A 23,974-nucleotide genomic window follows, 5' to 3' on the forward strand; every position below is an offset into this window, starting at 1 on the left:
CGCCTCCCTTTACAATGAATCTTTCTTATCGTGCAATTGACCATAAATACGATCATGATGGGTGTATACATTCATGCGGTTCCCTCTCACAAAGCCAACTGCCGTAATGTTCAAATCATGCGCAAGCTGTAAAGCCAGATGTGTTGGAGCTGATTTTGATAAGAGCAGGCCAATCCCCATTTTGGAAACTTTCAGTAATACTTCAGAAGAAATCCGCCCACTGAAAATGATAATTTTGTTTTTGGTTGAAATGTGTTTATTAAGTATATACCCGTATAATTTATCCAGCGCATTATGGCGTCCAATATCAGCAAACGTACATTCTAATCCGACAGCTGTAGCTAACCCCACCTGATGGACCCCGCCTGTCTTATGGAATAAGTCAGCATGTTCCTGGAACGCGTTCATGAGTGAGAGACAGTCAGATGATGAGACAGCTGTTTGACTCATGACCGTTTTTGCCGTTTTAGCATCGCTTTGAAAATAAAATGAACGGCTTTTCCCACAGCAGGAACCAATCCAACGTTTATCCGTTTTCTCAGATACATTGAGCGGTTTATGCAATTCTGTATACGCAAACCCTTTTTCTGAATCTATGGATAGCTGCTTAACATCTTGGGCCGTTCTGATCACTCCTTCAGATGCTAAAAAGCCATACACGAGATGCTCAAGGTTCGTAGGTGAACAGACCATCGTAGCAAATTCCTCACCGTTTACCATTAATGTCAACGGGAACTCTTCAGCAATTTCATCCGCTTCGTGTGAACATAAACCATTCTGATACCTCACGATGTCCACCATTTTTGTGTTCTTATTCATACGGTTTCTCCTTCCCCCTCACCTCCGCTATTTTTACAAATTCTATACCTGTTTTCCGCGGGTATAAAACATTACAAACCTCATCCACTCCAAATCTGTATATATTCTACAAATTTCTATGCGCTGAACCGATATTCCTTCTACTATTCATCAATCACACTATTTTAACTATCTTCGATCGCCTTACATTTTCCTTACCTTCGCACCCTTTATGTTTTTTTTCAATTATAACGGGTAAACAAATTAATGTAACATACTATAAAGGAGTGTTGATCATGCCATTTATACGCGAATATACGAATGATGAAAAACTGATTGATGATGTCGGAAAATTGAAAGATAAAGGAATCAGCAGAGACAATGTTTATGTGCTTACGCACGATGACGATCGCACGAAACGAATAGCGACGAATGCCGATGCGAATACCATTGGCTTCTCTGAACAAGATTTTAAAAATGCTGTAGGCAATATGTTCAGCAAAAAAGGCGATGAATTAAGATCGAAATTGCAAGAAGTCGGCTTTTCTGAGCAAGAAGCTGAGGACTACGAGGATGATATGGACGAAGGAAAAGTGTTATTGATTGTTACGAATTCAAGCGAAGTTGAAAATATCCTTTCCTAAGTCATAAATAAAAAAGAGGGACGGCTTTGATGAGCCGCTCCCTCTTTTTTTATATTCAATATAGACACGCTTGGATCCCTTGTATTTAATAGCTTGTAAACCACAATAATTTTTGTAAATGGTAGGAGATATACCGGGCTATTGTCAATTGATCCTGATATTCCTCATAATCAGCTGTGTAATGACCGTCATCATTTTCCCAAATCCGTGTGAAATACTGATCCACTTCCCGGAATACTTCATGACCAGACGGGCCTTCAATTTTAACATCCGCTTCTAAATTTAAATTGGCTAAATTTCGTCTCGTATAATTAGCCGAGCCAGATATTATGACACTTTCTTCTGATTTATCAATATAAAGCATTTTCGTATGGAATTGTTCCATATTGATATCGTACCACTTGATATTTAAATTCTCTTCACCCATTTTTTTTAGTTCCGCCGCAACAGGTAAATTGGGCAGGCCGGTTTTTTGGTGACCAAACGCTTTCGTGTTAGGGTCTAGCACAATATTCACTTGCGTGCCTCTGTCTGCTTTTGCTTCGATTAAGTCGATTATTTTCCGATCCGCTAAATAATACATCCCCAACCATATCTCATCTGTTTCATCAACCTTCTCCAACTCTTCCAAAATAGCATCATAGATTTTTCTTTCGGTAAGAAATTGGGTGGATAGCGGGCCATCCTGCGTTTCAAAGTTTAATTCCTCTATATTAGGAAAATCAATGTCACTTGAATAATCGACCACGGCTTTTTCGGCCTCAAGAATATCCTTGACGATTGGCCCCTCCATTTTAAACGCTACATTTTCATGATACCCGCTTGCTTCATGAGGGTTTGCTGTTGAAACGATGGCTTCGTTTTCCGTGGCTATCAGCTTTCGGTGATTAGCTTTAACATTCAACAATTTAAGATACGAACGAGCTGTAACGTCTGGGGCATTTTTTGCTAGTGGGTTTTTAATCCAGCCATCGCCCTCCTGACCAAACCATTGCAAAAATGTACGCCAAATGCTGGAATATATGGGGTTAGAATCCCGGAGTTTGTTGAGGTTCGTTAAAACGACATCAACTCCGTTATCTCTTAACCGATCAATGGCCTCTGACTCGTACGACCCATAAACGGTATTGATCTGATCTGTAATGAAGACGGCTTGCAAGTCAGGGTGACGTTGTTTTTGTTCAATGATGGCATCGACCAAGTTTTTGGTGATCTCCGGGAAATCATGCTTACCATTTGTATAGCTGTTAAATAAAAACATGTCAGCCACAATAACGTCCTCAGCATTAGCAATGGTTTGTTCAATTTCTTGAAAAATTTCCCGTTCATGGACAGTGTCACCTGCTTCATTTTCATACGTTAAATCTTTATAAAATTCGATATCTTGCATACTATGTACATCCCCCTCAAACGATATCCCTTCCGGCAACGCTTTTAAGGAGGTATGATACGTGATGACACACGACAATATCACAATTAAACCTAATACAACCCATGTTATTTTTTTGTGCAAAAGCTTTTTCACTTTACTCATATCTAGTACTCCACTCCTATGATAATCTACCAATATATTCACAAAGTGGAGAATCCTCAAACATGGGAAATATTGTTTCCAGAGTCAGCACAAGCTTCTGAACAAAATAGGTGCCCTTGTTCATAAACACCGTCCAGAAATCCATGATCGCAATAAATCGCTTTACCGCAGCTTTCACACTCTCCGACTTGTTCAACCATCATTATTCCTCCTCTCCTATATAAAAAATTTCACGAGAATTAATGAAAAATTGAAACATTTTGTGGGTTTGTTTCGTCTATGTTAATGATATCAGAATGATCTCCCTTCATTCATATCGTTCGAAGCAGGCATATGCAACAGGAGACCCGGATTGTTTCCTGTTGTCACCTGTTTTGACAAGCGGATAAAAGGAATAAAATAATACCCACGGCTAAAAAAAAGCCGTGGGTTAATTTAGTTGGCATGGTGTTTCAGCTTTTGGTCCTCCATGTTAGAAGAGCCTGTACCTAATAGCAGGCGCGGCTGCTTGTAGAACAGCATACACAACACAATAGCACTCAACACAAAACCAGGCAGCATATAGGAACCGTTATAAACCAACGAATAGACCCATACGGTTTGGTCCCCTGCCATTTCTGAGAAAAAGGCAATGCCGGCGTAAAAATGGGCAATGAAACGTAGTAAACTACCGAGAAATACCCCGAGTGAAACGTACGTTACAAATGACGTCATGTGCTTCTTCTGCAGCGCGTTCTTTGCAGTCCTCGCGAATATTCCAGCGAGCCCGAGAACGCCGAAGGCTACAATATAATCAAGTACCGCTTGAATCGGCACAAGAATATAGGCTCCGGTTAAAATTTGATAAAAACCAAACAGCAATCCTGCTAAGACACCGCCCTTCACACCCCATCTCAAGGCCACTAGGAAGATGGGTATCATGGCGAAAGAAATTGAACCGCCCTGAGCCCAAAGCTTAAACGACAAAAAAGGGATAATATCCAAGAGCAATGCCATAGCTGAAAATATGGCAATTTCCACTAAAAATAAAACGCGATTATTTCTCATTTCATTCACTCCCCTTGTTTTTTGGCAACAAAAAAAGCAATGCCAAGGGGAAGCTTCCTGATGGACAGGTCCCATTTCTACATTGCACCATCAAAAAAGCCGCCATCCCTACGCTAGTATTAACTAACAGGTTCGAAGGGTAAGAATAGACATTCCATTCACTCTCAGCCAGCTGGCTCCCCTTGAAGGCTTAAAAACCGTATGCTTCTTTTGCTTACTTTTCATTATACGGGACGAGCGAGTTAAACTCAACTCTTCACTCCAGCATTAACGGACAACTTTGACAAATTTAGGACTAGCCGTTACATAATAAATGTCATTTCGGCTGTTTTTGACTTTATATTGCTCTCCGTTCCCGACGGTGATTTTCGAGAGGATCGTCGGGAAACCGTACCCCTCATATAAATAACCCGCAACATGCTGGTCTTTCCAACTCGGTTCTGTATAAAATCGTAAAGCCCCTTTGTAGATCGATTCCACTCGATGCCCGATGTCATTTGGCTTCAGGTTGGTTGAGGAACCCTCGATTTGCCGCTTAAAATCTTGCCAAACCGGTAATAACTTCCGCGGACAATTTTTGCCGCTCCAATGCCGATGGGAGACAACGTGAGACAGAGGAATATGATAACGCGACTGCAAGCTTCTGATTAATTGAACAGCTTGACTAACAGCTTGGTTGAAGTCCCCTTCCTCGTTTTCACATATTTCTATTCCAATCGATGAGCGGTTACCTCCACCATTTCCGTCACCAGCATGCCACCCGACTTCCGTTTCAGGAAGATGCTGGACGATTCTCTTGTCATCCACAGTAAAATGCCAACTGACAAACTTTTTTTCAGGCAGATTCAATAGATACCAACCGTGACGTTGTGCATCTGCCCCTCGCTCGTTATTTCCCGTATTGTGGATCGTGATATAGGCGGGCTGCAACGTGTAGCCGGGTCGTGCGTGATGTGTTTTCGGTAAAATCATATCGATTATCGTCATCCTTCTCCCCCTCACTTAGATTTGATATCATCTATAAATCGAGTGAGAGGGGAGCTTAGGTGTCACTTAAGTACGTAGTCTTTTTAAAATGGTGATGCGTCATAACCGAACCTGTTAAAAATAAGAGGAAATATAGGCTAAGCACAGCTGAGGTACTCCATTTAATGGCATCCCCAGCTAACAACGACCATGCTCCTTCAGCGTACAAATTAGATGGAAGCCAAGGACCAATGATCTGCACGAGAGCCGGCATTTCTTGTAAAGGCATCCACAACCCGCCTAAAAGAGCTAGTCCCAGCGTTGAAAAATTAGCAACGGCCGCAGCAGATTCTGTATTTTCCACCACAGAAACCCATGTCCCTAAGGCTAGAAAAGGCAAAATGGCCAGCCATATCCATAAGACAATCCCCATCCATGTCGTCATCGGCAATTCAATGTTTTTCCATTGAGCGGCAATTACGAACATAAATAATATCACCAATAGGTTAAGGACCATTTGCGTCATGATTCTTGCTGCGAAGTATTTCCACCTTTGCAATGGCTGCGTAAATAACCAATTCATCCACGGCTGTTTTTTATCATATATCATTTGAATACCGAGCGTAGACACAGAACTGCTCATCAAACTGAAGCATGTCATAGAGACAAGGAAATAACCTTTCCATTTCGTGCCTGAAATCCCCATTTCTGCATTGTTCGTTGTCGTATAGACAGCATAAAAAACGAAAGGCATGATAATTGAAAATACAATAAAATACTTGTTTCGAGACAAACGTTTCATTTCAATCCAAGTAGTATTAAACAAGGCGCTCAAAACCACAACCCCCCCGTACGTTTTAAAATCTCAGTGTTGTGAACGAACAGAGCTTTCAAAAAAATCATTGATTGATTGCTGTTCAATCGTCAGCTGTTGAAACGGAATCTGCTCGCTTACAAGCCACGTAATGAGCTCATCCGCTTGACTTGTTACCAGTTCCCATCCCCTTTCGATCTGCCGAAAGCCTTTCTCTTTTAAACGGGCTGAATACGGTTCCCGATCAGTTAAAGCAAAGCGGATGGTTCGTTGCTCATAACTGATTGAAGCTACTGATTGGTCCTTTGTAATGACACCCTGGTCCAGTAATAACACACGGTCACCAAGTAAATTGGCTTCATCCAGCAGGTGAGTTGTCATAAGAATTGTCAAACCTTCCTCCTTCAACCCTTGAACTTGTGCATAAAAGCTTCTCCTCGCATGAAGGTCCATCCCCGCTGTCGGCTCATCCATAATCAGCAATTCAGGACGCCCGATAAGTGCTAAAGCAAATAATAATTTTCTTTTCTGACCAACACTCAACCGTTCTGTAAGTACGTTTTCTTGTTCCACTAACCCCGCATTATGAATAGCTTCTGCATAGGTAAGCGGATTTTTATGTAACGATCGAATATAGTTGATAAGTTCTTTGACCGTAACTCTATCCATAAGCGACGGTTCTTGTAATATGAATCCGACTCTTGCCCCCATGCTTTCCATCCAGGATACTTCGCCTTCATCAGGTTTATAAAAATCTAGCAGTAGCCGGATCAATGTTGTTTTACCTGAACCATTTGGTCCAAGCAACAATACACTCTCCCCTTTTTCAAGTTGAAAATCGATCCCTTTTAACACAGATGTTTTACTGAATGATTTCGTCACACTTCGCATGCTCAGCATATTCATCCCCCTAACATGAATGTTTTGACTTAGGTTGGCGCCATCTTATAACCACCCGTTCACCTTCGCCTGATAAACAGCTTCGGTCCGATTTTGCGTCCCTAGCTTTTGATTGATAGAGGACAAATAATTCCTCACAGTTCCTTCCCCGAGATAGAGAGCTTTGGCAATTTGCTGAGAAGTTTTACCGGTTTCAACAAATCGAAGAATTGCTGATTCCTGGGAGGAAAGTGGGTTCTGGTCTTCAAATAAGACTTGCTCCATAACCTCAGGTGAAATCACCTGTTTCCCTTGCATGACACGTCGGATGTGATCTGCCAATTCATCGCTCGGGGTGTCTTTCAACACATAACCATCCACTTGGTGACGGATGGCTTCGGTTACGTAATGTTTTAAAGAAAAAGTAGTCAAAATGATGACTTTCAAGGGCAAATTCGCTTCTCTTATATGCTGGAGCACACGGAGTCCTGACATTTCCGGCATTTCAATATCGAGAAGCGCGACGTCAGCTGTAATATCTTGAAGTGCTTGCCACGCTTCCTTTCCATTGCTCACTTCTTTAATAATTGAAAGGTCTTCTTCCATATTCAACAACGTACTGAGCGCACCACGCAACATTGTCTGGTCTTCAGCTAACACTATACGAATCATCTTCTGCTCCTCCTGTATCAAATTGATTGGTGAGGACTTTGGGCACTTTAGCGGCGATCCTTGTGCCCCGGCCTTCCACTGAATTGATCGTAATCTCACCATTGACCAGATGGATACGCTCCTGCATACCGATTAACCCGTTCCCCTTTATCACGTGTTTTTGACCCTCCCCATTGTCTTGAATCATCATTTCAATGCTGTCGTTTTTTTCTTCTATTCTCATTGAACAATGACTGGCGCTGCTATGCCGGATAATATTGGTTACACTCTCTTTTAAAATATAAGCCAAAACCGACTGATAAAGCTGATTTAAGTACTTGATACTCTCTGGCTGTTCAAATTCATGGCGTATGTCAACGCTCTCTAATAATGATTGTGCTAGTCTGATTTCTTCCGCAAGCGACAAATATTTTAAATCCGAGATAATTTCACGCATTTGTTTTAGCAAAGACCGTGAAATATCATAGATATCATTCATTTCCTGTTTCGCCTGCTTTGGTTCCATCTCGATCATTTTCCTGGCAACATCGGTCTTCAACGTAATCATGGATAACGTCTGCCCCACCGTATCATGAAGATCCCGGCCAATCCTTTCTCTCTCCTGTTGCTTGATCAATTGTTCGATCGTCTCATTTGCTTCACGCAATTGTTTCTTTGTTTTCCCTTCCAAACGTTCATACCTTGAAATGACTGGGATCACCAGGGCCATTAATATGCCTGGCGCTAAAGCGGGAAAGTGAATGTCTGAGTAACCAGAAAAGTCAAGACTGATGATCACCGAAATCATCAGCATATGTACCCCGTAGCCAAAGACAAATGGTTTTTTCCGATCCAGAAAACTTAAAATGTTCGATACGTACAGGGATAAATAAAAGTAATTAGCGTGATAAAACAAAATGAAAACACTCGTTAACACAAGCATGAACAAAGCATTACGGAACAAATGCTGAGGCTGCCAGTAATTATTCACATACAAAACGAGAAACAAAGCTAAGAGTATTAACCCAATGACTCGTTTCATTCCGGGTTCATAAAGAAGAATTGAGAGAACAGGAAGTATGAGATAGAACATCCAAAACAGAGGCGCCTTGCCGTACCGTTTCGGAAATACTGAACGTTTCATGAGAAAGCCCCCAAGTGATTTGCTACATCAAGTATAGACCAATCCTCTCCTAGCTGATAGACAAAAATGTCATGACTTGTAAATGACATTTGTCACTTATTCCTTCATTTTCGCTTTCTATTTTAGACACAAAAGAATACACATGATAATAGGCATGTCCGATAAGGAGGGACGCGTTTGGCAAACCTTCTGAAACGTGGCTTAATCATCATAGTGGGAAGCGTATTATTGGCAATAGGGGTGAATGTTTTTCTGGTACCCGATCATGTTCTAGATGGCGGTATGATTGGAATCGGCCTTATCGTTCATTATTTATGGGGGATGGAAACAGGGCTGTCGATCATCATGCTCAGCATTCCGATCTTTATCATTGCTTGGTTCAAATATAGAAGATACTTTTATAACAGCTTACATGGACTCTTGATATCCTCATTTTTCATCGATGTCTTCCAAGTATTGCGATTATATCATTTGTCCTTGGATCCCGCGGTCAGTTCCATGATCGGGGGCGCTTTCGTCGGAGGAGGCATTGGCGTCATGCTTCGCTTTCAGACAAGTACCGGGGGCACGGATTTACTTGCCCAAATGTTAGCAGATCTTATGAACATCAATGTCGGCGTAGTCATCTTGTTTTTAGATCTTGTCGTGATCAGCATAGGGGGGTATCTGTTCTCCACCCAAACGTTGATGTTATCAGCCTTAACCATTTTAAGTGTCGCCGCTGTCACTATGCTTTGTACCTCCCGCATCACCTTAATCTCACATCTTTATGTCGAGAAATAACAGACGCAATTCCAACATGGAATTGCGTCTTTAACAATTTTACATATCATGGGATGTATTTTTCTTATCCCGGGAGTGATTAGCGTTTTTTACTTTATGAGAACCGCTCAATGGCTCTCCATAAGGCTGAGTGGGGCTTTCAGGTAGATTGGGACGTTTTTGCTGCTTCGGCCCTTTAGGTTTTCCAGACACACGCATCGCCTCCTTCCTTTTCTTAGCTTTTGAAGGATTGTGATGGTCTATTCGTGCGGTGACAGACTTCCCTGTCTAGGTGCGGTGAATATCACTGATGAATTTGTAACGATCTGCTCGATAAGCCGATTTAACGACCTCAAAAGGTGTGCCATTCTCTAAGCGGCTTTGTCTTTCAATCAACAGAACAGCTGAATGTTCCGAGACTTGCAAGTACTCCATTTCCTGCTCATTTGCAGTCGATGCTTCGATGATTTGTTTGGCTTTTCCTATCTTGTAGGGTTGTACTTTTTCAACATATTGGTAAAAGGAGCCTTGGATATCCTCTGCCTGCATATGAGGGAATAGCGTCAGGGGAATATAGGTTGTTTCCACGGCCATAGGTTGTTCATCAGCAAAGCGTATCCGCTGGACCATCACCACGCTGGCAGCTTCGGAAAGTTCCAGTTTTTCAGCAATGCTTTGTGGAGCCTTCACTTTTTCAAAACTAAGTAATTTATTGCTGGCCGTCATCCCCCGCTGCTTCATGTCTTCTGTAAAACTCGTCATGCCTTGTAACCCTTGTTCAATTTTCTTTTCTGAAACAAAGGTACCTCTTCCTTTTTGCCGAAACAGGAAGCCTTCATTAACAAGGTTATTGACAGCTTGTCTTACTGTCATGCGACTGACATCATAGGTTTCGGATAAATCGCGCTCAGAAGGAATCACGTCTCCGGTAGCGTACTCATTATTATCGATTTTGATCTTGATGTCTTCTTCGATTTGATAATACATCGGCAAGGGGGACCGTTTGTCAACCACCGCCATCTCCTCCTTTATTGTTCCACTAGTTGATATGCTTCTTGGTCTACAATCAGGGTAACATTAGGATGTTGGTTCAGCACTGAAGCAGGGAAGGCTTCGTTCGGTTCTTCTTGAAATAAACGTTCAATCGCTTTAGCTTTACTTTGGCCCGAAGCAAGCAGTACAATCTTTCGACTTTTCATGATTGATTTTATCCCCATTGTAATCGCCTGGCAAGGAACCTCTTCCGAAGAACTGAAAAACCGCGCATTCGCTTCTCGTGTGGAAGGTGCGAGGTTCACGACATGCGTTTCGCTTTGGAAAGAGGTGCCGGGCTCATTGAACCCGATATGTCCGTTGTGCCCGATACCTAACACTTGAAGATCCGGCGGTCCAATAGAATCAATTAATTGCTCATAACGCTCACATTCCGCTTGCCTATTTTCAGCTAACCCGTCAGGAATATGAGTGTTCGCTTCCGGTATCTCAATATGATCAAACAGTTTTTCTTTCATAAAAGCATGATAACTCTGAGGATGAGCTTTTCCTAACCCGACATATTCATCCAAATTTATCGTGCTGACGTGGCGATAGTCTATAGGTGCGATAGCCTGTCGTGCCGCCAAACGATTATAGGTACCAAGTGGCGTACTGCCTGTGGCTAAACCGAGAACGGGGGCTTCAAGTCCAGTGACATGGTTTGTAATGATGTCAGCAGATTGTTCGCTTAAGGTATCGTAGTCTTCTGTGATGATAACATTCATTCAAACATGCCCTCCTTTTCATAGCCAAGTTCTCCTTTGCAAAAGGTTGCAGCTACCTGGTACTCACGGTCCAGTAACACGATATCTGCGTCTTTTCCGACTGTAAGGCTCCCTTTGCGATGATAGACATTCATTTCTTTGGCAACATTAGCCGAGGTAATAGCGGCTATATCTCCCCAGGATAATGCAGCAACATCACTCAAGTTCTTCACGGCTTGATTCAATGTGAGTATACTACCTGCCAACGTACCGTCTTTGAGCCTTGCTTCATTTTCGTGAACGACCACCTCTTGCCCGCCTAAATCATATTGTCCTGATCCGAGACATTTCGCTCGCATGGCATCGGTGATGAGAGCTGTCCGCTCTGAACCGAGCAGTTGATAGGATAATTTGATGGCCTCTGGTCTCACGTGTACATTATCGACGATCATTTCGACTAATAAATCATGATTCAAGTACGCCGCTCCCACAACACCCGGGTCCCGGTGATGTAAAGGGCTCATTTGATTAAATAAATGGGTGATATGGCTGGCCCCGTGCCTAACAGCTTCCTCTACCTGTTCAAAGGAAGCGTTGCTGTGACCGACAGATCCAACGACTCCGGTTTGTTTAAGATGTTGAAGTAAATCAAGATTCCCTGACTTTTCAGGTGCTAAAGTAACCAGCTTTATGTGATCTTGGCTAAGTTTCTGCCACGATTGAAATAAACCGATATCGGGATCAATGATATACTTTGGCGATTGTGCTCCCGGTTTTTCGGGTGAAATAAACGGGCCTTCCAGATGAATGCCGAGGACTTCAGCACGTCCGTCCACAGGTTGTGATTCAATGTAAGTGCCGGCGGTTTTTAACGCCTTTTCAATAGCGTGTTTTGATTGCGTCATCGTTGTTGCCAGATAACTCGTCGTACCTTCTTGAGGAAGGATACGTGACATGCCAGTCATGGCTTCCTGTGTTGCATCCATCGTGTCATATCCATTAGCTCCATGAATATGAACATCTATAAAGCCTGGTAACGCTACTAATTCTTTATCATTAGCATCAATGACCCTATCATAGTCTGCTTCCGGGGCTGTACCTTGGTTATAAATGCCTTTTATTACGCCGTCTTCAATTCGCATGCTGCCTAATGTTACGTCTCCATCGTCCAACACCATATCGATATTTGTAATCAATATTCTTGCTGTCATAATCCAGGACCTCCATCACTTAAATAGCTTGTAACATATCAGAGGGAGCCAGCGACTCCCTCTGTTTGAATTATTGAATTTGAATAATATTACTATCCCCTTGTTTGTGTTGACCTTCTTTTAAGAGGTCGAATGTCTCGTCTTCAAGGTTGGTGAATACAATCGGCGTGATAACAGACGGCGCTTGCTGTTTGACATACTCCAAGTCAACTTTCAACAGCGGGTCACCTTTTTTCACATGCTGACCAGCTTCTACAAGCGATTCAAAGCCTTCCCCGTTCAATTTCACTGTATCCAATCCTACATGAATCAGGATTTCAATTCCGTACGCCGTTTCAATGCCTACAGCGTGTTTGGTAGGGAACATATTCACAACTTTACCTTCTACTGGCGAAACGAACATTTCACCTTCAGGTTCAATCGCAAACCCTTGGCCCATCATGCCCTGAGCAAATGCTTCATCAGGCACATCTGCCAGCGGTATTAATTTGCCATCTACAGGCATATCAAATTCTTCAGATTTCAAAACTTTCCTAACCCCTTCAGAAGATGTTTGGGTCGTAGCAGCAGATCCGGTAGCTTCTGAACCTTGTGGTTTTTCCATATTGCCTGATTCAATTCTTTTTCTGAGAGCATCGGCAAGAAATTCAACCGTGGTTCCGACAATGACCTGGATATTCTTCTTGCTGACTCGCATGACACCACGCGCGCCCTGACGTTTCAACGCATTCTCGTTAACCTGCTCGCCGTCATTAACTTGGAGGCGAAGTCGCGTCGTACAGTAATCAACACTCTCGACATTTTGCGGTCCTCCTAATGCTTCTAAATAATGATAAGCTATCGCATCATAATCACCGTGACCGCTACCCTGACTATTTTCACCTTCACCTAAAAACTCATCATCATCATCTTCACGTCCCGGGGTCTTCAAGTCTAATGCCTTGATCAGTGTATAGAATACCACGAAATAAATGGCACCCATAACCAGACCGAGCAGTAGAAGAATAAGCGGACTTTCTGCGATACCAAAATTGAGCAAATAGTCGATGGCGCCTGCAGAGAATCCAAACCCGTGTCTTGTATCAAGCCATAAAGCTAATACCATAGAAAGACCAGTTAGAGCAGCATGGACGACATATAGTAATGGAGACAGGAACATGAAGGAGAATTCGATTGGTTCAGTAACCCCTGTCAAGAACGATGTAAAGGCTATACTAAACAGCATACCGCCGACAGCAGCTTTACGATGTTTTTTCGCCGTGGCATACATAGCGAGACATGCAGCCGGAAGGCCAAACATCATGACTGGGAAGAAACCGGCAAGGAACGTCCCAGCTTCGGGGTCTCCTTTTAAGAAACGGTTGATTTCGCCGTGCACCGCTTCTCCACCAGCAGGCGTAAAGGTACCAAAGTCAAACCAAATGAGCGTATTGATCACGTGGTGTAGTCCTACAGGAATTAAGAGACGGTTTAAGAAACCGTAAACGCCTACACCAGTCGCTCCAGCATTTAAAATCCATTCTGCCAGACCATTGATGCCTTCTTGAATAGGCGGCCATAAATAACCTAAGAAAAAGGCCAAAACGACCATGACTAATGACGTAATAATGGGTACGAAGCGTTTACCTCCGAAGAAGGCCAACCAATCTGGGAGCTTAATATTGTAGAAACGGTTATATAACATGCCGGCTATGACACCTGAAATAATACCGCCAAATACTCCCATATTAATATTTTCATCAATGCCTTCCACACCGCCAGTAAGTACAAGATAACCGATGGCACCCGCTAAAGCAGCAGCACCATTTCCATCATGGGCAAAGCCCATTGCGATACCAATAGCAAAAATAAGTCCTAAGTTAGTTAAAATTCCATCACCAGCGGCCGTAATAAAAGGAATGTCCAACATGTCCTCGAACCCGAGCCTGACCAGCAAGGCCGCAGCTGGTAAAGTCGCGATCGGGAACATTAACGATTTCCCAATACGCTGTAAAAAGTTCAGCATTTCTGTTCCTCCCTATAAACATAATAGTTGAAAACGATTCATACCTGTATCATAGCACCTGTAGATATAGTTGTCTATACCAATCACCCGTCATTTACGTACCTATTTACGTACCTGGTACGAAATTGGTCTTTTCAAAACAGCCGGGTGTGCCATTTTTTTGAGTGCAAATGAAAAGTGTTTCTTTTTAGGAATTTATCCTGAAAAAGAAACACTTTTCATTAAAATGCGTCTATTAGATCGGTTGTTCATACATCTGAAGAAATTCGAGGCACCTTTCTGTAATCAAGTCTACATCATAATCCAAAGTGGCAACGTGATAGCTATTTTCCAGATGCACCAATTCTTTATGCTCTGAATACACCGATTCAAAGATCGCTTTGGAATTCTCGGGAGGAACGACATGATCGTCATCTGAGACAAAGACCAGTGCGGGGCAGTGAATTTCATAGAGAGAGGCATTCACTTTTCCCATCAATTTAACGAGCTCCCCTAAAGACGCGACTGGCGTCTTTTCGTAAGCTAGTTCAGTTACGCCCGGTTTGTTAATATCAGATCCGATTCCTTCAATATATTGACTTTCTCCCTTTTCGAATAATCGTGCCATCTCGGGAAGGTTTATAGCTGCATTGATCGTGATGACACCTTTTACTTCCGGGTGATTTTCAGCAAGATATAATGCAAGTGTCCCGCCCATTGACAAGCCGGCTACAAATATTACTTTGCATCGTTCTTCCAGCCACTCAAGATTTGACTCAACCGTCTTTACCCAATCATGATACGTGGTCTGTTCCATATCCTCATAGTGCGTCCCATGGCCTTCTAACCGTGGAGCAGACACCGTATAACCAGCTTCAGCAAACGCTTCACCAAGGGGGCGAACACTTTGGGTGGTGCTGGTAAACCCGTGAATCAGCAACACTCCTACTTCATTTCCTTCAAACCGATAGGATTGTGCCTCTTCCAGCACTGTATACCTTTTACTCACGACATTTCCTCCTCTAAGTGTATCATCTACCCTTCGTTAATCCCCTGATTCAACAGGCCTTAAACGCTTTTCCTGATCCTCTGGCATGGCTGGGTACAATTTCCTCAGCACTGTTTTTTCTAATAATGACCAGGGGATGATTTGCTTCATAAGCATGTTCAACCTTGCCCCGCTTCCTATAGGATAACGAAGCTTTTTGAGTGTGTCCGCCATAGCTAATTTGGTCACCATTTGAGCCACATCGTTCGGGTTGCCATGGTATTTCTTTTGATTGTTCAGTTCGTCCCATATTCCTTTGATATAGGGAGCATATGGCGAATCAGGATTATTGACTTCATTGGGGATCTCCATTCCAGAAGACCAGATATTAGTCCGAAAAGATCCTGGCTCAATTAAACCGACGTCAATTCCGAATGGCTTCATTTCCAACCTTAAACTTTCGGTAAGGCCTTCTAATGCATGTTTAGAAGCAACATATGCAGATAAAGCAGGGAAACCGATCCGCCCGCTGACGCTGCTTACATTAAGGATTTTACCGGCCTTTTGTTTGCGCATTTTAGGTAACACAGCCTGGGTTACAGCCACAACACCAAGGACGTTCGTGTCAAATTGTCTGCGAAAATCGGCTAATGGGACTTGTTCTAAAAATCCTCCAATCGCAAACCCGGCGTTATTTACCACCACGTCAACACGATCCAGCTCCTCCAACCAATCGGTGAAGGTCTTTAATGATGCCTCGTTCGTCACATCGAGTTGCTTGAATTCTATCCGATTTCGTACATCCGGATCCAATTCTTGCGCTTCAAAAACCTCTTTTTTATCCAAATTTCTCATCGTGGCAATGACGCGAAACCCTTTTTTTGCACACTGAATGGCTGTCAGCATGCCAAATCCACTGGATGAACCTGTTATAATAACTGTTTTTTCACTCATAAATGGTAATCCTTCCTCTCCTTGTGCAAATAAGTGAGAACGTAAAATGCATATATTCTTAGCATTCGACAAGATAAACTAATTTCCTTTTTATAAACCTTTCCACATTAATTTGATTAAAAAACAGTATTTTCATTATCCCATCATAAAAAGCGCCGCTGAGCAATTGTGAGCCCAACGACGCTGACCATGTTTCTCTGTTTTTGCAGGCATACTTCTTCTCGATGGCATCATTCGCTAGAATAACCACCCGGGATGAGGTTGACACTTACAGCTGTATCTCACTCTCAAATGAATAATAACAGGCTGATTGCCATTACCGCCATACCGCTTACGACTCCGTAAATAGATAAATGAGCTTCACCATATTGTTTGGACGCAGGAAGAAGTTCATCCAATGAAATGAACACCATTATCCCTGCTACACCGGCAAATAATATACCGAACAATGTATCATTTAGAAATGGCATCAAGATTAAGTACGCAGCAATTGCGCCAAGAGGCTCTGATAATCCTGATAAAAATGACAATTTGAATGCTTTTTTTCTATCACCTGTAGCAAAATAAATGGGCACAGAAACAGCAATGCCTTCCGGGATGTTATGGATGGCGATAGCTACAGCAATGGCTAACCCTAAACCAGGATCCGATAAAGCAGACGTGAACGTCGCAATGCCCTCGGGAAAGTTGTGAATTGCAATAGCCAATGCGGTGAATGTTCCCATCTTCAATAAATGGCTTTCATCTATTTTTTCTTTCGGTTTATCCATTTCCTCCACTTTTTTCAGCTCGTGAGGATTGCCTTGCTTAGGTATCACTTTATCAATTAACGCAATAACGAGCATGCCGGCAAAAAATGAACCCACCGTTATCCAATTCCCCCATTCGATGCCCCAGGCTGAAACCAGCGCATCTTTTGCTTTAACAAATATCTCAATCATCGAGACATAAATCATGACACCTGCTGAAAATCCAAGAGCAAGGGACAGAAATTTCGTATTAGTTGTAGACGTAAAGAACGCTAAGATACTTCCGATTCCTGTTGCTAAACCTGCCATTAATGTCAGTCCAAAAGCGTATAGAACATCTTCCCCCATTTGCCTCTCTCCTTCAAAAAATCTAACGATAGTTTAACGCCAATTTTTCCTGCATGCAACTTTTTTAGGTTTAGTTATCTTTTGTATTTAGTGTAAAAATTAAGGTTGTTTTTTATTGTAGTTGACTTTCAATTACTTTATGCCACATAGACCACCCATGCCATTACATAAAAGCTGCTAAATAAATGAATATCCTTCCCCTCTCTCCTTACGTGAAGGAGTTGAACAGTTCCTGTAATATATTTCCGGGGCAATAAATAGAGTGGGTATAATCTGTTTCTAAAATTAATTACCGATTGATGGGATCCCACACTCTCATGTCTATTAAATGAACATAAACTAATAGGATAACGGATGAAAGGAGGATGAAAAATGAAGCCATCCCGAAACACCCCCAAACCCGTCACCCTACGATCAATCTGCTGCCTCAAAAACATCAAACCCAGCTCGTCTGGCAGCGTACCTGGTACCAAAAAGAAAGAATGAAAAGAGCCGGGCGTGCCTTTTTGGCACGCCCGGCTCTTTTCAAATACGTTCATCTGTACCAGGTACGTCATCCTGGTCCCGTAATCCTGCCTTTATGAAAACGGATTTATTATTGCAATGTAAATGTAATTAAAATGTCTCAGTTTTGTAGTTTGTTTAGGTGTTGAGTCTTGTTATACTTCGATGAGTGGTTAAAAAGAAGGAGGCCAAAATTATGAGAAAACTTCACATGACGACATTGGCTATCATGTTTTACGTCGTTGGAATCATTGGCTTTGACTCTAATCAATCTTCCCAAATCTATGCAGCTGAATTAGACGAATCTACTGGCAAAAATATATCTCAGAATGAAACAGTTAATGACAATATGGGTTCAAAATCCCTTGCTTTGAAAGACAAGTCAAATGAATTTAAACGGTTCACTGATGATAAAGCGAATAATGAAAATGCCAAGAAAAATAATAATGACGAGACACGTACAGTCCAAGTTGAGGCAACTGCATACACCGCGTCCTGCGATGGCTGCAGTGGGACAACTTATACAGGTATCAACTTAAAAGCAAACCCTGATCGCAAAGTGATTGCAGTTGATCCTGATGTAATACCATTAGGTTCAAAAGTTAAAGTGCCAGGCTATGGTACAGCAATTGCAGGAGATATAGGTGGTGACATCCAGGGCAATCGAATTGATGTTTTTATACCTCAAACCAATCATGCTTTAGACTTTGGACGTCAGCAACTCGAAGTCGAAATTATAGAATCATAAGTGTAATTCAACCAAAAAAAGGAGCCCAAACGGCTCCTTTTTTATGCCTAGCTTCATGGTTAATCCAACGAAAAGTGGGTTTGATGAGCTGACTTATCCAAATAAAATGCTTCAACCCGACCAGTACGCAAAGCTACTCCATCCTCTAAAAACCACCATGCACCTTTTTCCAACTGCTTCGTAATAAATTCAGCGGCTTCTTTTTGATCGAGGGGCTCACTCACTTCCATGTCGTGCGATACCACGCGCTTGCTGTCCATTAGAAAAATGACGTGCCACGTCTTCTTTGCTTCTGCCACAGTACTTCATCCTTTCCTTCATACTATGTATTTTAACTCTACTTTTATTCATACCCGTCAAAGAACCGTTTTAACCTAAAAAAAGAGCCACATATATGGCTCAAGGTTCTTTTTTCTATATTGTTTTATCATCATTAGTATGATGACCCAGATAGACACGTACAAACTCGTGTGAGGCTTGTTCAAATACGGAACCTTATCCCTTCTGAAACCACACAGCATTCACTCAGAACCCGGTGGTGGGAGACCCGATACTTTACTCATTCTCCACCAGCCAATTCGACAACCAAAGCCGGTATCGTCAATGATGGAACAGCGCACCCACGTCTTTATAGGACATCCCTCCATGGTCAGATTGAAAACTATAAACATGTCCTTATCATCAGTATATCAATGGCTGTCCACCTATTATGTTATTTTTTTGTAATTTTACGTTTATTTTTTCGTCTCCGAGACTTTCCATTTAATTTCTTTAATAAAACGTTCAGCATGATCATCATATATGTCGTAAAACTCGTGCCATTGCTGACCATCATGAACTTTTAAAGACCTTCTCCGACCGAACCAGCTTTTAACGAAACGTATATCACGAATGTCGTGTAAGCGATATTTTTCAATCCAAGGATCGTGCTCGGCGATTGAGAAAAACACCAGGTGCGTACTCGTCAAAACTAAGATACCAGGGCGTTTCAATCGGTGGGGCAGATACACGTCATTTAAGCAATTAATAAAATCAATCCTAATTTCGCTGCTGCCTAAATGCTCATCCAACCGTTCTAGTGCTCTCATCTCTGCTCCCCCCTCTTATGATATATACGTCAATCAACCGCGCTACGTTTCACTTCATTCAATAAATTCTTTGTGCAGTTCAGTTTACATAACAGCCAATCCGTTTTATCATAATTAAATACAAATCAAAACCAACAAAACTCATCGGAATTAGGAGGAATTGAAATGGCTCAAACATCTCCAGTCAGTTCATATCCAGATAGCACGCCCTTAAAACAAGGTTCTACAATAGTGGCTCCCTTGAACCCTGTACAAAAACCTCATCTTATATTAGGTGTCATCGCGTCTCTATTGCTTTTTGTGACAATCGTTACTGTGACAAATATAACTCAAGGCGTGCTATTTCTGATCGGGCTTACATTTGGTCTGTCCTTACTATATGCACGCTTCGGCTTCACATCGGCTTTCCGCAGACTAATTTCAGTTGGTAATGTACAAGGCTTGCAGGCTCACATGCTGATGTTGGCAGTGGCCTCAACGTTGTTTGCCATTATATTATCAACAGGTTTCAGCTTTACGGGAATAACGCCCAGCGGTTATGTATCTCCGGTAGGCTTAAGCGTAGTAGCTGGGTCGTTCATGTTTGGAATAGGCATGCAACTTGGTTCCGGCTGTGCGTCCGGCACATTGTATACCGTTGGAGGCGGTCAGCCCTCTATGCTTTTAACGTTGTTCGGGTTCATAGCTGGCTCAGTGTTAGGAGCTTGGCAAATCACCTTTTGGAGAGAATTACCTTCTTTTCCTGCAATCTCGTTGGCTGAATCAACTGGATTTGGTTACGCAGGCGGGTGGCTACTTCAGTTACTGGTTTTCTTAGGCATCTATGGAGTGACTGTACAAATCGCACGCAAGAAAAACCCACCTGCTATGAAACCATTAAAAACAACAACTGGATTGAAGAAATTATGGCGCGGAGCCTGGCCGTTACTACTGGCTGCAGTCATCTTAGGCATTTTGAACGCTATTACGCTAAGTGTCCGTGGTAACCCTTGGGGCATCACGTCTGCCTTCGCTTTATGGGGATCAAAAATACTCATGGCACTTGGGATTGATGTGTCAAGCTGGACGTACTGGCAAGGTCAAGAAGGGGCCTTGAACAGTACTGTATTATCTGACTCAACAAGCGTCATGAATTTCGGTATCATTTTAGGTGCGTTTATCGCCGCTGCCTTTCAGGGAAATTTCAAACCCGGAAAAATCAAATTCAGTATTGGACTATCGTCTATTTTAGGCGGATTACTCATGGGATATGGTGCCCGACTTGCTTACGGATGTAATATCGGGGCTTATTTCGGCGGAATTGCTTCCTTCAGTCTCCATGGCTGGGTTTGGATGATTTGCGCTTTAGCAGGAACGTTTCTCGCATTATATATCAGACCTTTATTTGGATTGAAAAATCCAAATCCGAAAGACTCCATGTGTTAATGAACAAAGGCGCAAGCGCTCCGGGAGCTCAGAAATTTTATAGTTTCCTAAGCAATCATAAAAGCTGCCAACCGTTTTAAACGGATGGCAGCCTTTTTATTAGGTTGCCTTATTCAATTTGGATTTATTCGCATTCATAAATAACGATGTTATGAACATCAACGCAAGAAAGACGATAACGATACTGAAACCGCCCGTATGACCAAAGTATTCAGACACAATACCAATCAAATATCCTGCAATACCGCCGCCTATACCTGATGCCACATAGATTAGACCCAGTGCTGAACCGGCATTTTCGGATAAATTAGTACCAAATGCTGTAGCTGTAGGAAATAATGTCGAGAAAAATAAACCTGCTCCTGCGAACAAGTAAGGCCACTGCGTTGCAAAAACAAAACTGATGGAAACAACTAATACTGACCCAAGGGAGAAGCTAATTAATATCAAGCGCTCATTAATCCACTTTGAAAAGTACGCAACGCCTAATCGACCAGCCATAAAGAATACAGAGAATAAGGAAAGAATTCCCGCTACCATGCCTTCTTTTTCAGCCGTCGATAATCCGCCGAGGTCTTGCGATTTCAAATAAGAAGGAAAGAAATTAGTGAAAGAGACTTCTGCGGATACTTCAAAAATAAGAAAGAACATGAGAAAAACGAATTGAGCGTCCTTTAACATGGGAATAAATGCTTTTAAATTTATTTTTTCCACTTTGCCGGTAGGGAATGCGACAGAAGTAATGTAAATAATCACGGCAATCAGCGACACGGCAATCCCAGCATAAAAATACCGCCAAGAAGCAAATTGAAATAAATAATTTAAAATTTGCGGAAAGACGACCATGCCGAGTCCGTATACCCCCATAGCTAAATTAAACATTTGATTTTGCCGCTCAGGGTACGCGACAGGGACAATAGCGTTAGACGCCACACCGAGTGCCCCTAAGCCAAATCCGACCAGCATGTAGAAGCCTAGAAAAAATAACACATTCGGGGCAAAACCTGTTCCAAAAAATCCGATCCCCATTAAAATAGCAGCTGCAATCGTCATAATCCGTAACCCGTTTTTATCGGTCAAATACCCAAACACAAGACTGGCTAATGTAAAGCCTAATTGAAATATAAAGACAATGAGTCCGAACTGACCCATGTCTAATCCTAAGTCTTTCTCAACTTGATCGAGCACAATTCCTTTTGTATTCGTGACACCGCCTGAGATGAATTGAGTAAACATCAATATAACTAAAGCGTGTATGCTTCTCCCTTTTGACATTTAGATTTCCTCCTTATTGCGACTATTAGAGGATTTCCACGCCATAATTGAGATGAAACATATTATATTAATGTAATGATAATTTAATGTTTCCACACCCTTTAATTGTTCAACTTTACTATCTGTTATTCTGAGATAATAATTTTCCCGACGTATTTTCGTTGTCGAGGACCATCAAATTCACAAAAATAAACACCTTGCCACGTGCCTAAAACTAATTTTCCGTCTGTTATGATCAGAGTCTGACTATGCCCCACTGTGCTCGTTTTCATATGGGAAGCGGTATTTCCCTCGCCATGGCGGTCTTCCGGGTGATCCCAAGGGAAGATCTCATCGAATCTTCTTAGCATATCGGTTTGCACATCCGGATCAGCATTCTCATTTACTGTAATACCGGCTGTTGTATGTTTGGACGATACGACTAGAATACCTTCTTTAATCGCTTGATGATCGACCCAGGATTGTAAAGATGCTGTTATGTCAACCATCTGGTCATGGGCTGATGTTTTCACTTCAAATGTTTTAAACATGTGTGCTCCTCCTTTAACCTATAAAAACGTTACTCGTTTATCGAATCTGTATTGCTTCGTTCTCCAAAAATGATAGATAAAGTCAACACTAAAACTTACAAAGCTGAGCTGATTCATCAACCTTGTTTAGCTGCATGTTGTTTCAATTCATGATATGATTGAATTTCCTCAGGAAAATAGATTGCCTCTGCGTCCACTTGAAAGGTTCGGTTCTCTAAATCAACCTGCAGCGTCTGTTGATAAACGTTTGTGGCATTTCCCCGTAATTTGACTGTGTACTCCCCAGCTTCATGTTCTACAATGCACTGGACCATACCACCTTTGTTCAACACTGTAATGATTTGCCCTATGTGATGAGGACCTACTTGCGTAGCGACAACTGACGAGGCAGACATCGCCGTTCCGCAAGCATTAGTAAGACCGACACCTCGCTCATATGTTTGGACGAAAACCCGTTGGTTATCAAGCATCTTCACAAAACTGACGTTAACCCCGTTTGGCAACACGTTCTTCATTTGATTAGCTTTTTTTCCTATTTCCATCAAGTCTGATTCGAGATAGTCCTCGGTCACTGCAACTAAATGTGGGTTCGGCATGCTTACTGCTGTAAACGTAAAATCTTCAGTCAGCTCTGGAATGCGTACTTCCAATGCTGGGTTGGTGGAAACATGCAACGGAAGCGTGCCAACATCAAATGAAACCGGTTCAATCGATACTTCAAACGTTTCGATGCTTTCATAAATTGGAGCTACTTTTTTCACTGAGAGTACAGCCTTTTCTGTTTCAATCTTCACTTGAGGCTGATCCAATTTTTCAATGATATACCTTGCTACACAACGCAGCCCATTTCCGCACATCTCAGCTTCACTGCCGTCAGAATTGAACATTCGCATTCTCGCATCGGCGGCATCACTGGGTAAAACAAACAATATTCCATCAGAACCTATTCCCTGATCGCGATCACTTAGCATACGTGTAAGTCCACGCCTATCGTCTTCCGAGAACCCGTAACGGTGCTTGATTTCATCAATTAGGATAAAGTCATTTTCCGACCCATGGCATTTTAAAATATCAATATGCATAAACGTCTCCCCTTCTCGTGCAACGTAAACTTAACTTTATTATACTAGTTCAATTATGAAAGAAAAAGAATCCTGCGTGCCTTTCCAAATCATACTTTGTCACCAGACTT

General features: G+C 42.2%; 27 protein-coding genes and 1 riboswitch. Of the genes, 5 read left to right on the plus strand and 22 right to left on the minus strand.

Going from position 1 to position 23,974, the window contains the following annotated elements; all coding sequences use genetic code 11:
- Window positions 1–9: 9 nt before the first annotated feature.
- Entirely contained in the window at window positions 10–819 is an 810-nt protein-coding gene (fdhD, locus tag HOP45_RS09560; RefSeq protein ID WP_181349054.1) for a formate dehydrogenase accessory sulfurtransferase FdhD, read from the minus strand.
- A 272-nt stretch (window positions 820–1,091) separates the two neighbouring features.
- On the opposite strand from fdhD, the gene HOP45_RS09565 reads away from it, so the two are divergent.
- Window positions 1,092–1,442 (plus strand): YflT domain-containing protein, encoded by a 351-nt coding sequence (locus HOP45_RS09565; RefSeq protein WP_181349205.1) that lies wholly within the window; start codon window positions 1,092–1,094, stop codon window positions 1,440–1,442.
- Between the two features lie 85 nt (window positions 1,443–1,527).
- On the opposite strand, the gene HOP45_RS09570 is transcribed toward HOP45_RS09565, so the two are convergent.
- From HOP45_RS09570 to HOP45_RS09605, 8 genes are all read right to left on the minus strand, one after another.
- The gene (locus tag HOP45_RS09570) at window positions 1,528–2,976 is read right to left on the minus strand and encodes a phospholipase D family protein (protein WP_181349055.1); all 1,449 of its coding nucleotides are present in this window, start codon (window positions 2,974–2,976) and stop codon (window positions 1,528–1,530) included.
- A 56-nt stretch (window positions 2,977–3,032) separates the two neighbouring features.
- Window positions 3,033–3,176 carry a hypothetical protein gene (locus HOP45_RS09575; RefSeq protein WP_181349056.1) on the minus strand — a complete coding sequence of 48 codons (144 nt, stop codon included), beginning with the start codon at window positions 3,174–3,176 and terminating at the stop codon, window positions 3,033–3,035.
- Between the two features lie 235 nt (window positions 3,177–3,411).
- The gene (gene thiT, locus HOP45_RS09580; protein WP_181349057.1) at window positions 3,412–4,023 is read right to left on the minus strand and encodes an energy-coupled thiamine transporter ThiT; all 612 of its coding nucleotides are present in this window, start codon (window positions 4,021–4,023) and stop codon (window positions 3,412–3,414) included.
- Between the two features lie 88 nt (window positions 4,024–4,111).
- Window positions 4,112–4,216: riboswitch (TPP riboswitch) on the minus strand.
- A gap of 74 nt (window positions 4,217–4,290) precedes the next feature.
- Window positions 4,291–5,010, minus strand: coding sequence for a peptidoglycan recognition protein family protein (locus tag HOP45_RS09585; RefSeq protein WP_181349058.1), 720 nt, complete (start codon window positions 5,008–5,010; stop codon window positions 4,291–4,293).
- Window positions 5,011–5,065: 55 nt separating this feature from the next.
- Complete coding sequence (locus HOP45_RS09590; RefSeq protein WP_181349059.1) at window positions 5,066–5,824, minus strand: ABC transporter permease; 759 nt, start codon at window positions 5,822–5,824, stop codon at window positions 5,066–5,068.
- 30 nt (window positions 5,825–5,854) lie between these two features.
- Window positions 5,855–6,703, minus strand: coding sequence for an ABC transporter ATP-binding protein (locus HOP45_RS09595; RefSeq protein WP_255437572.1), 849 nt, complete (start codon window positions 6,701–6,703; stop codon window positions 5,855–5,857).
- A gap of 45 nt (window positions 6,704–6,748) precedes the next feature.
- A complete protein-coding gene (locus tag HOP45_RS09600) occupies window positions 6,749–7,354 on the minus strand; it encodes a response regulator transcription factor (RefSeq protein WP_181349061.1) in 606 nt (201 codons plus the stop codon).
- Window positions 7,332–8,477 (minus strand): sensor histidine kinase, encoded by a 1,146-nt coding sequence (locus HOP45_RS09605; RefSeq protein ID WP_181349062.1) that lies wholly within the window; start codon window positions 8,475–8,477, stop codon window positions 7,332–7,334. The genes HOP45_RS09600 and HOP45_RS09605 overlap by 23 nt, the downstream gene beginning before the upstream one ends.
- A 177-nt stretch (window positions 8,478–8,654) precedes the next feature.
- Here HOP45_RS09605 and HOP45_RS09610 point away from each other — a divergent pair, with 177 nt between their 5' ends.
- On the plus strand, window positions 8,655–9,260 hold the full coding sequence (locus HOP45_RS09610) for a YitT family protein (protein ID WP_181349063.1): 606 nt from the start codon (window positions 8,655–8,657) through the stop codon (window positions 9,258–9,260).
- A 39-nt stretch (window positions 9,261–9,299) separates the two neighbouring features.
- Here the strand turns inward: HOP45_RS09610 and HOP45_RS09615 are convergent, their stop codons facing one another.
- The 8 genes from HOP45_RS09615 to zupT form a co-directional block, all read right to left on the minus strand.
- Window positions 9,300–9,452 carry a small acid-soluble spore protein P gene (locus HOP45_RS09615; protein WP_181349064.1) on the minus strand — a complete coding sequence of 51 codons (153 nt, stop codon included), beginning with the start codon at window positions 9,450–9,452 and terminating at the stop codon, window positions 9,300–9,302.
- Window positions 9,453–9,527: 75 nt separating this feature from the next.
- The gene (locus HOP45_RS09620) at window positions 9,528–10,253 is read right to left on the minus strand and encodes a GntR family transcriptional regulator (RefSeq protein WP_181349065.1); all 726 of its coding nucleotides are present in this window, start codon (window positions 10,251–10,253) and stop codon (window positions 9,528–9,530) included.
- Between the two features lie 14 nt (window positions 10,254–10,267).
- Window positions 10,268–10,999 (minus strand): glucosamine-6-phosphate deaminase, encoded by a 732-nt coding sequence (gene nagB, locus HOP45_RS09625; protein WP_181349066.1) that lies wholly within the window; start codon window positions 10,997–10,999, stop codon window positions 10,268–10,270.
- Window positions 10,996–12,189: an N-acetylglucosamine-6-phosphate deacetylase gene (nagA, locus tag HOP45_RS09630; RefSeq protein ID WP_181349067.1), complete on the minus strand. Its 1,194-nt coding sequence runs from the start codon at window positions 12,187–12,189 to the stop codon at window positions 10,996–10,998. The genes nagB and nagA overlap by 4 nt, the downstream gene beginning before the upstream one ends.
- Before the next feature lie 70 nt (window positions 12,190–12,259).
- Window positions 12,260–14,194 (minus strand): N-acetylglucosamine-specific PTS transporter subunit IIBC, encoded by a 1,935-nt coding sequence (gene nagE, locus HOP45_RS09635; protein ID WP_181349068.1) that lies wholly within the window; start codon window positions 14,192–14,194, stop codon window positions 12,260–12,262.
- A gap of 235 nt (window positions 14,195–14,429) precedes the next feature.
- Window positions 14,430–15,182 carry an alpha/beta hydrolase gene (locus tag HOP45_RS09640; protein WP_181349069.1) on the minus strand — a complete coding sequence of 251 codons (753 nt, stop codon included), beginning with the start codon at window positions 15,180–15,182 and terminating at the stop codon, window positions 14,430–14,432.
- A gap of 36 nt (window positions 15,183–15,218) precedes the next feature.
- Window positions 15,219–16,115 (minus strand): SDR family oxidoreductase, encoded by an 897-nt coding sequence (locus HOP45_RS09645; protein ID WP_181349070.1) that lies wholly within the window; start codon window positions 16,113–16,115, stop codon window positions 15,219–15,221.
- Window positions 16,116–16,402: 287 nt separating this feature from the next.
- Window positions 16,403–17,212 carry a zinc transporter ZupT gene (zupT, locus tag HOP45_RS09650; protein ID WP_181349071.1) on the minus strand — a complete coding sequence of 270 codons (810 nt, stop codon included), beginning with the start codon at window positions 17,210–17,212 and terminating at the stop codon, window positions 16,403–16,405.
- Window positions 17,213–17,577: 365 nt separating this feature from the next.
- Here zupT and HOP45_RS09655 point away from each other — a divergent pair, with 365 nt between their 5' ends.
- Complete coding sequence (locus HOP45_RS09655) at window positions 17,578–17,796, plus strand: hypothetical protein (protein WP_181349072.1); 219 nt, start codon at window positions 17,578–17,580, stop codon at window positions 17,794–17,796.
- Window positions 17,797–17,912: 116 nt separating this feature from the next.
- Window positions 17,913–18,464 (plus strand): 3D domain-containing protein, encoded by a 552-nt coding sequence (locus tag HOP45_RS21015; RefSeq protein WP_181349073.1) that lies wholly within the window; start codon window positions 17,913–17,915, stop codon window positions 18,462–18,464.
- Between the two features lie 59 nt (window positions 18,465–18,523).
- On the opposite strand, the gene HOP45_RS09665 is transcribed toward HOP45_RS21015, so the two are convergent.
- Together HOP45_RS09665 and HOP45_RS09670 are read right to left on the minus strand one after the other, a co-directional pair.
- A complete protein-coding gene (locus HOP45_RS09665; protein WP_370457995.1) occupies window positions 18,524–18,763 on the minus strand; it encodes a hypothetical protein in 240 nt (79 codons plus the stop codon).
- 435 nt (window positions 18,764–19,198) lie between these two features.
- A complete protein-coding gene (locus HOP45_RS09670; protein ID WP_181349074.1) occupies window positions 19,199–19,552 on the minus strand; it encodes a hypothetical protein in 354 nt (117 codons plus the stop codon).
- A 165-nt stretch (window positions 19,553–19,717) separates the two neighbouring features.
- Between HOP45_RS09670 and HOP45_RS09675 the strand changes: the two genes are divergently transcribed.
- The gene (locus HOP45_RS09675; protein ID WP_181349075.1) at window positions 19,718–20,977 is read left to right on the plus strand and encodes a YeeE/YedE family protein; all 1,260 of its coding nucleotides are present in this window, start codon (window positions 19,718–19,720) and stop codon (window positions 20,975–20,977) included.
- A 99-nt stretch (window positions 20,978–21,076) separates the two neighbouring features.
- Here HOP45_RS09675 and HOP45_RS09680 read toward each other — a convergent pair whose 3' ends face one another.
- From HOP45_RS09680 to dapF, 3 genes are all read right to left on the minus strand, one after another.
- On the minus strand, window positions 21,077–22,252 hold the full coding sequence (locus tag HOP45_RS09680; protein WP_181349076.1) for an MFS transporter: 1,176 nt from the start codon (window positions 22,250–22,252) through the stop codon (window positions 21,077–21,079).
- Window positions 22,253–22,377: 125 nt separating this feature from the next.
- Window positions 22,378–22,782: a secondary thiamine-phosphate synthase enzyme YjbQ gene (locus HOP45_RS09685; RefSeq protein WP_181349077.1), complete on the minus strand. Its 405-nt coding sequence runs from the start codon at window positions 22,780–22,782 to the stop codon at window positions 22,378–22,380.
- A gap of 116 nt (window positions 22,783–22,898) precedes the next feature.
- Window positions 22,899–23,864, minus strand: a complete 966-nt coding sequence (gene dapF / locus HOP45_RS09690) for a diaminopimelate epimerase (RefSeq protein WP_181349078.1) — start codon at window positions 23,862–23,864, stop codon at window positions 22,899–22,901.
- Between the last annotated feature and the right edge of the window lie 110 nt (window positions 23,865–23,974).

The organism is Thalassobacillus sp. CUG 92003, from assembly GCF_013618635.1.
In the GTDB taxonomy this organism is placed as follows: Bacteria; Bacillota; Bacilli; order Bacillales; family Halobacillaceae; genus CUG-92003.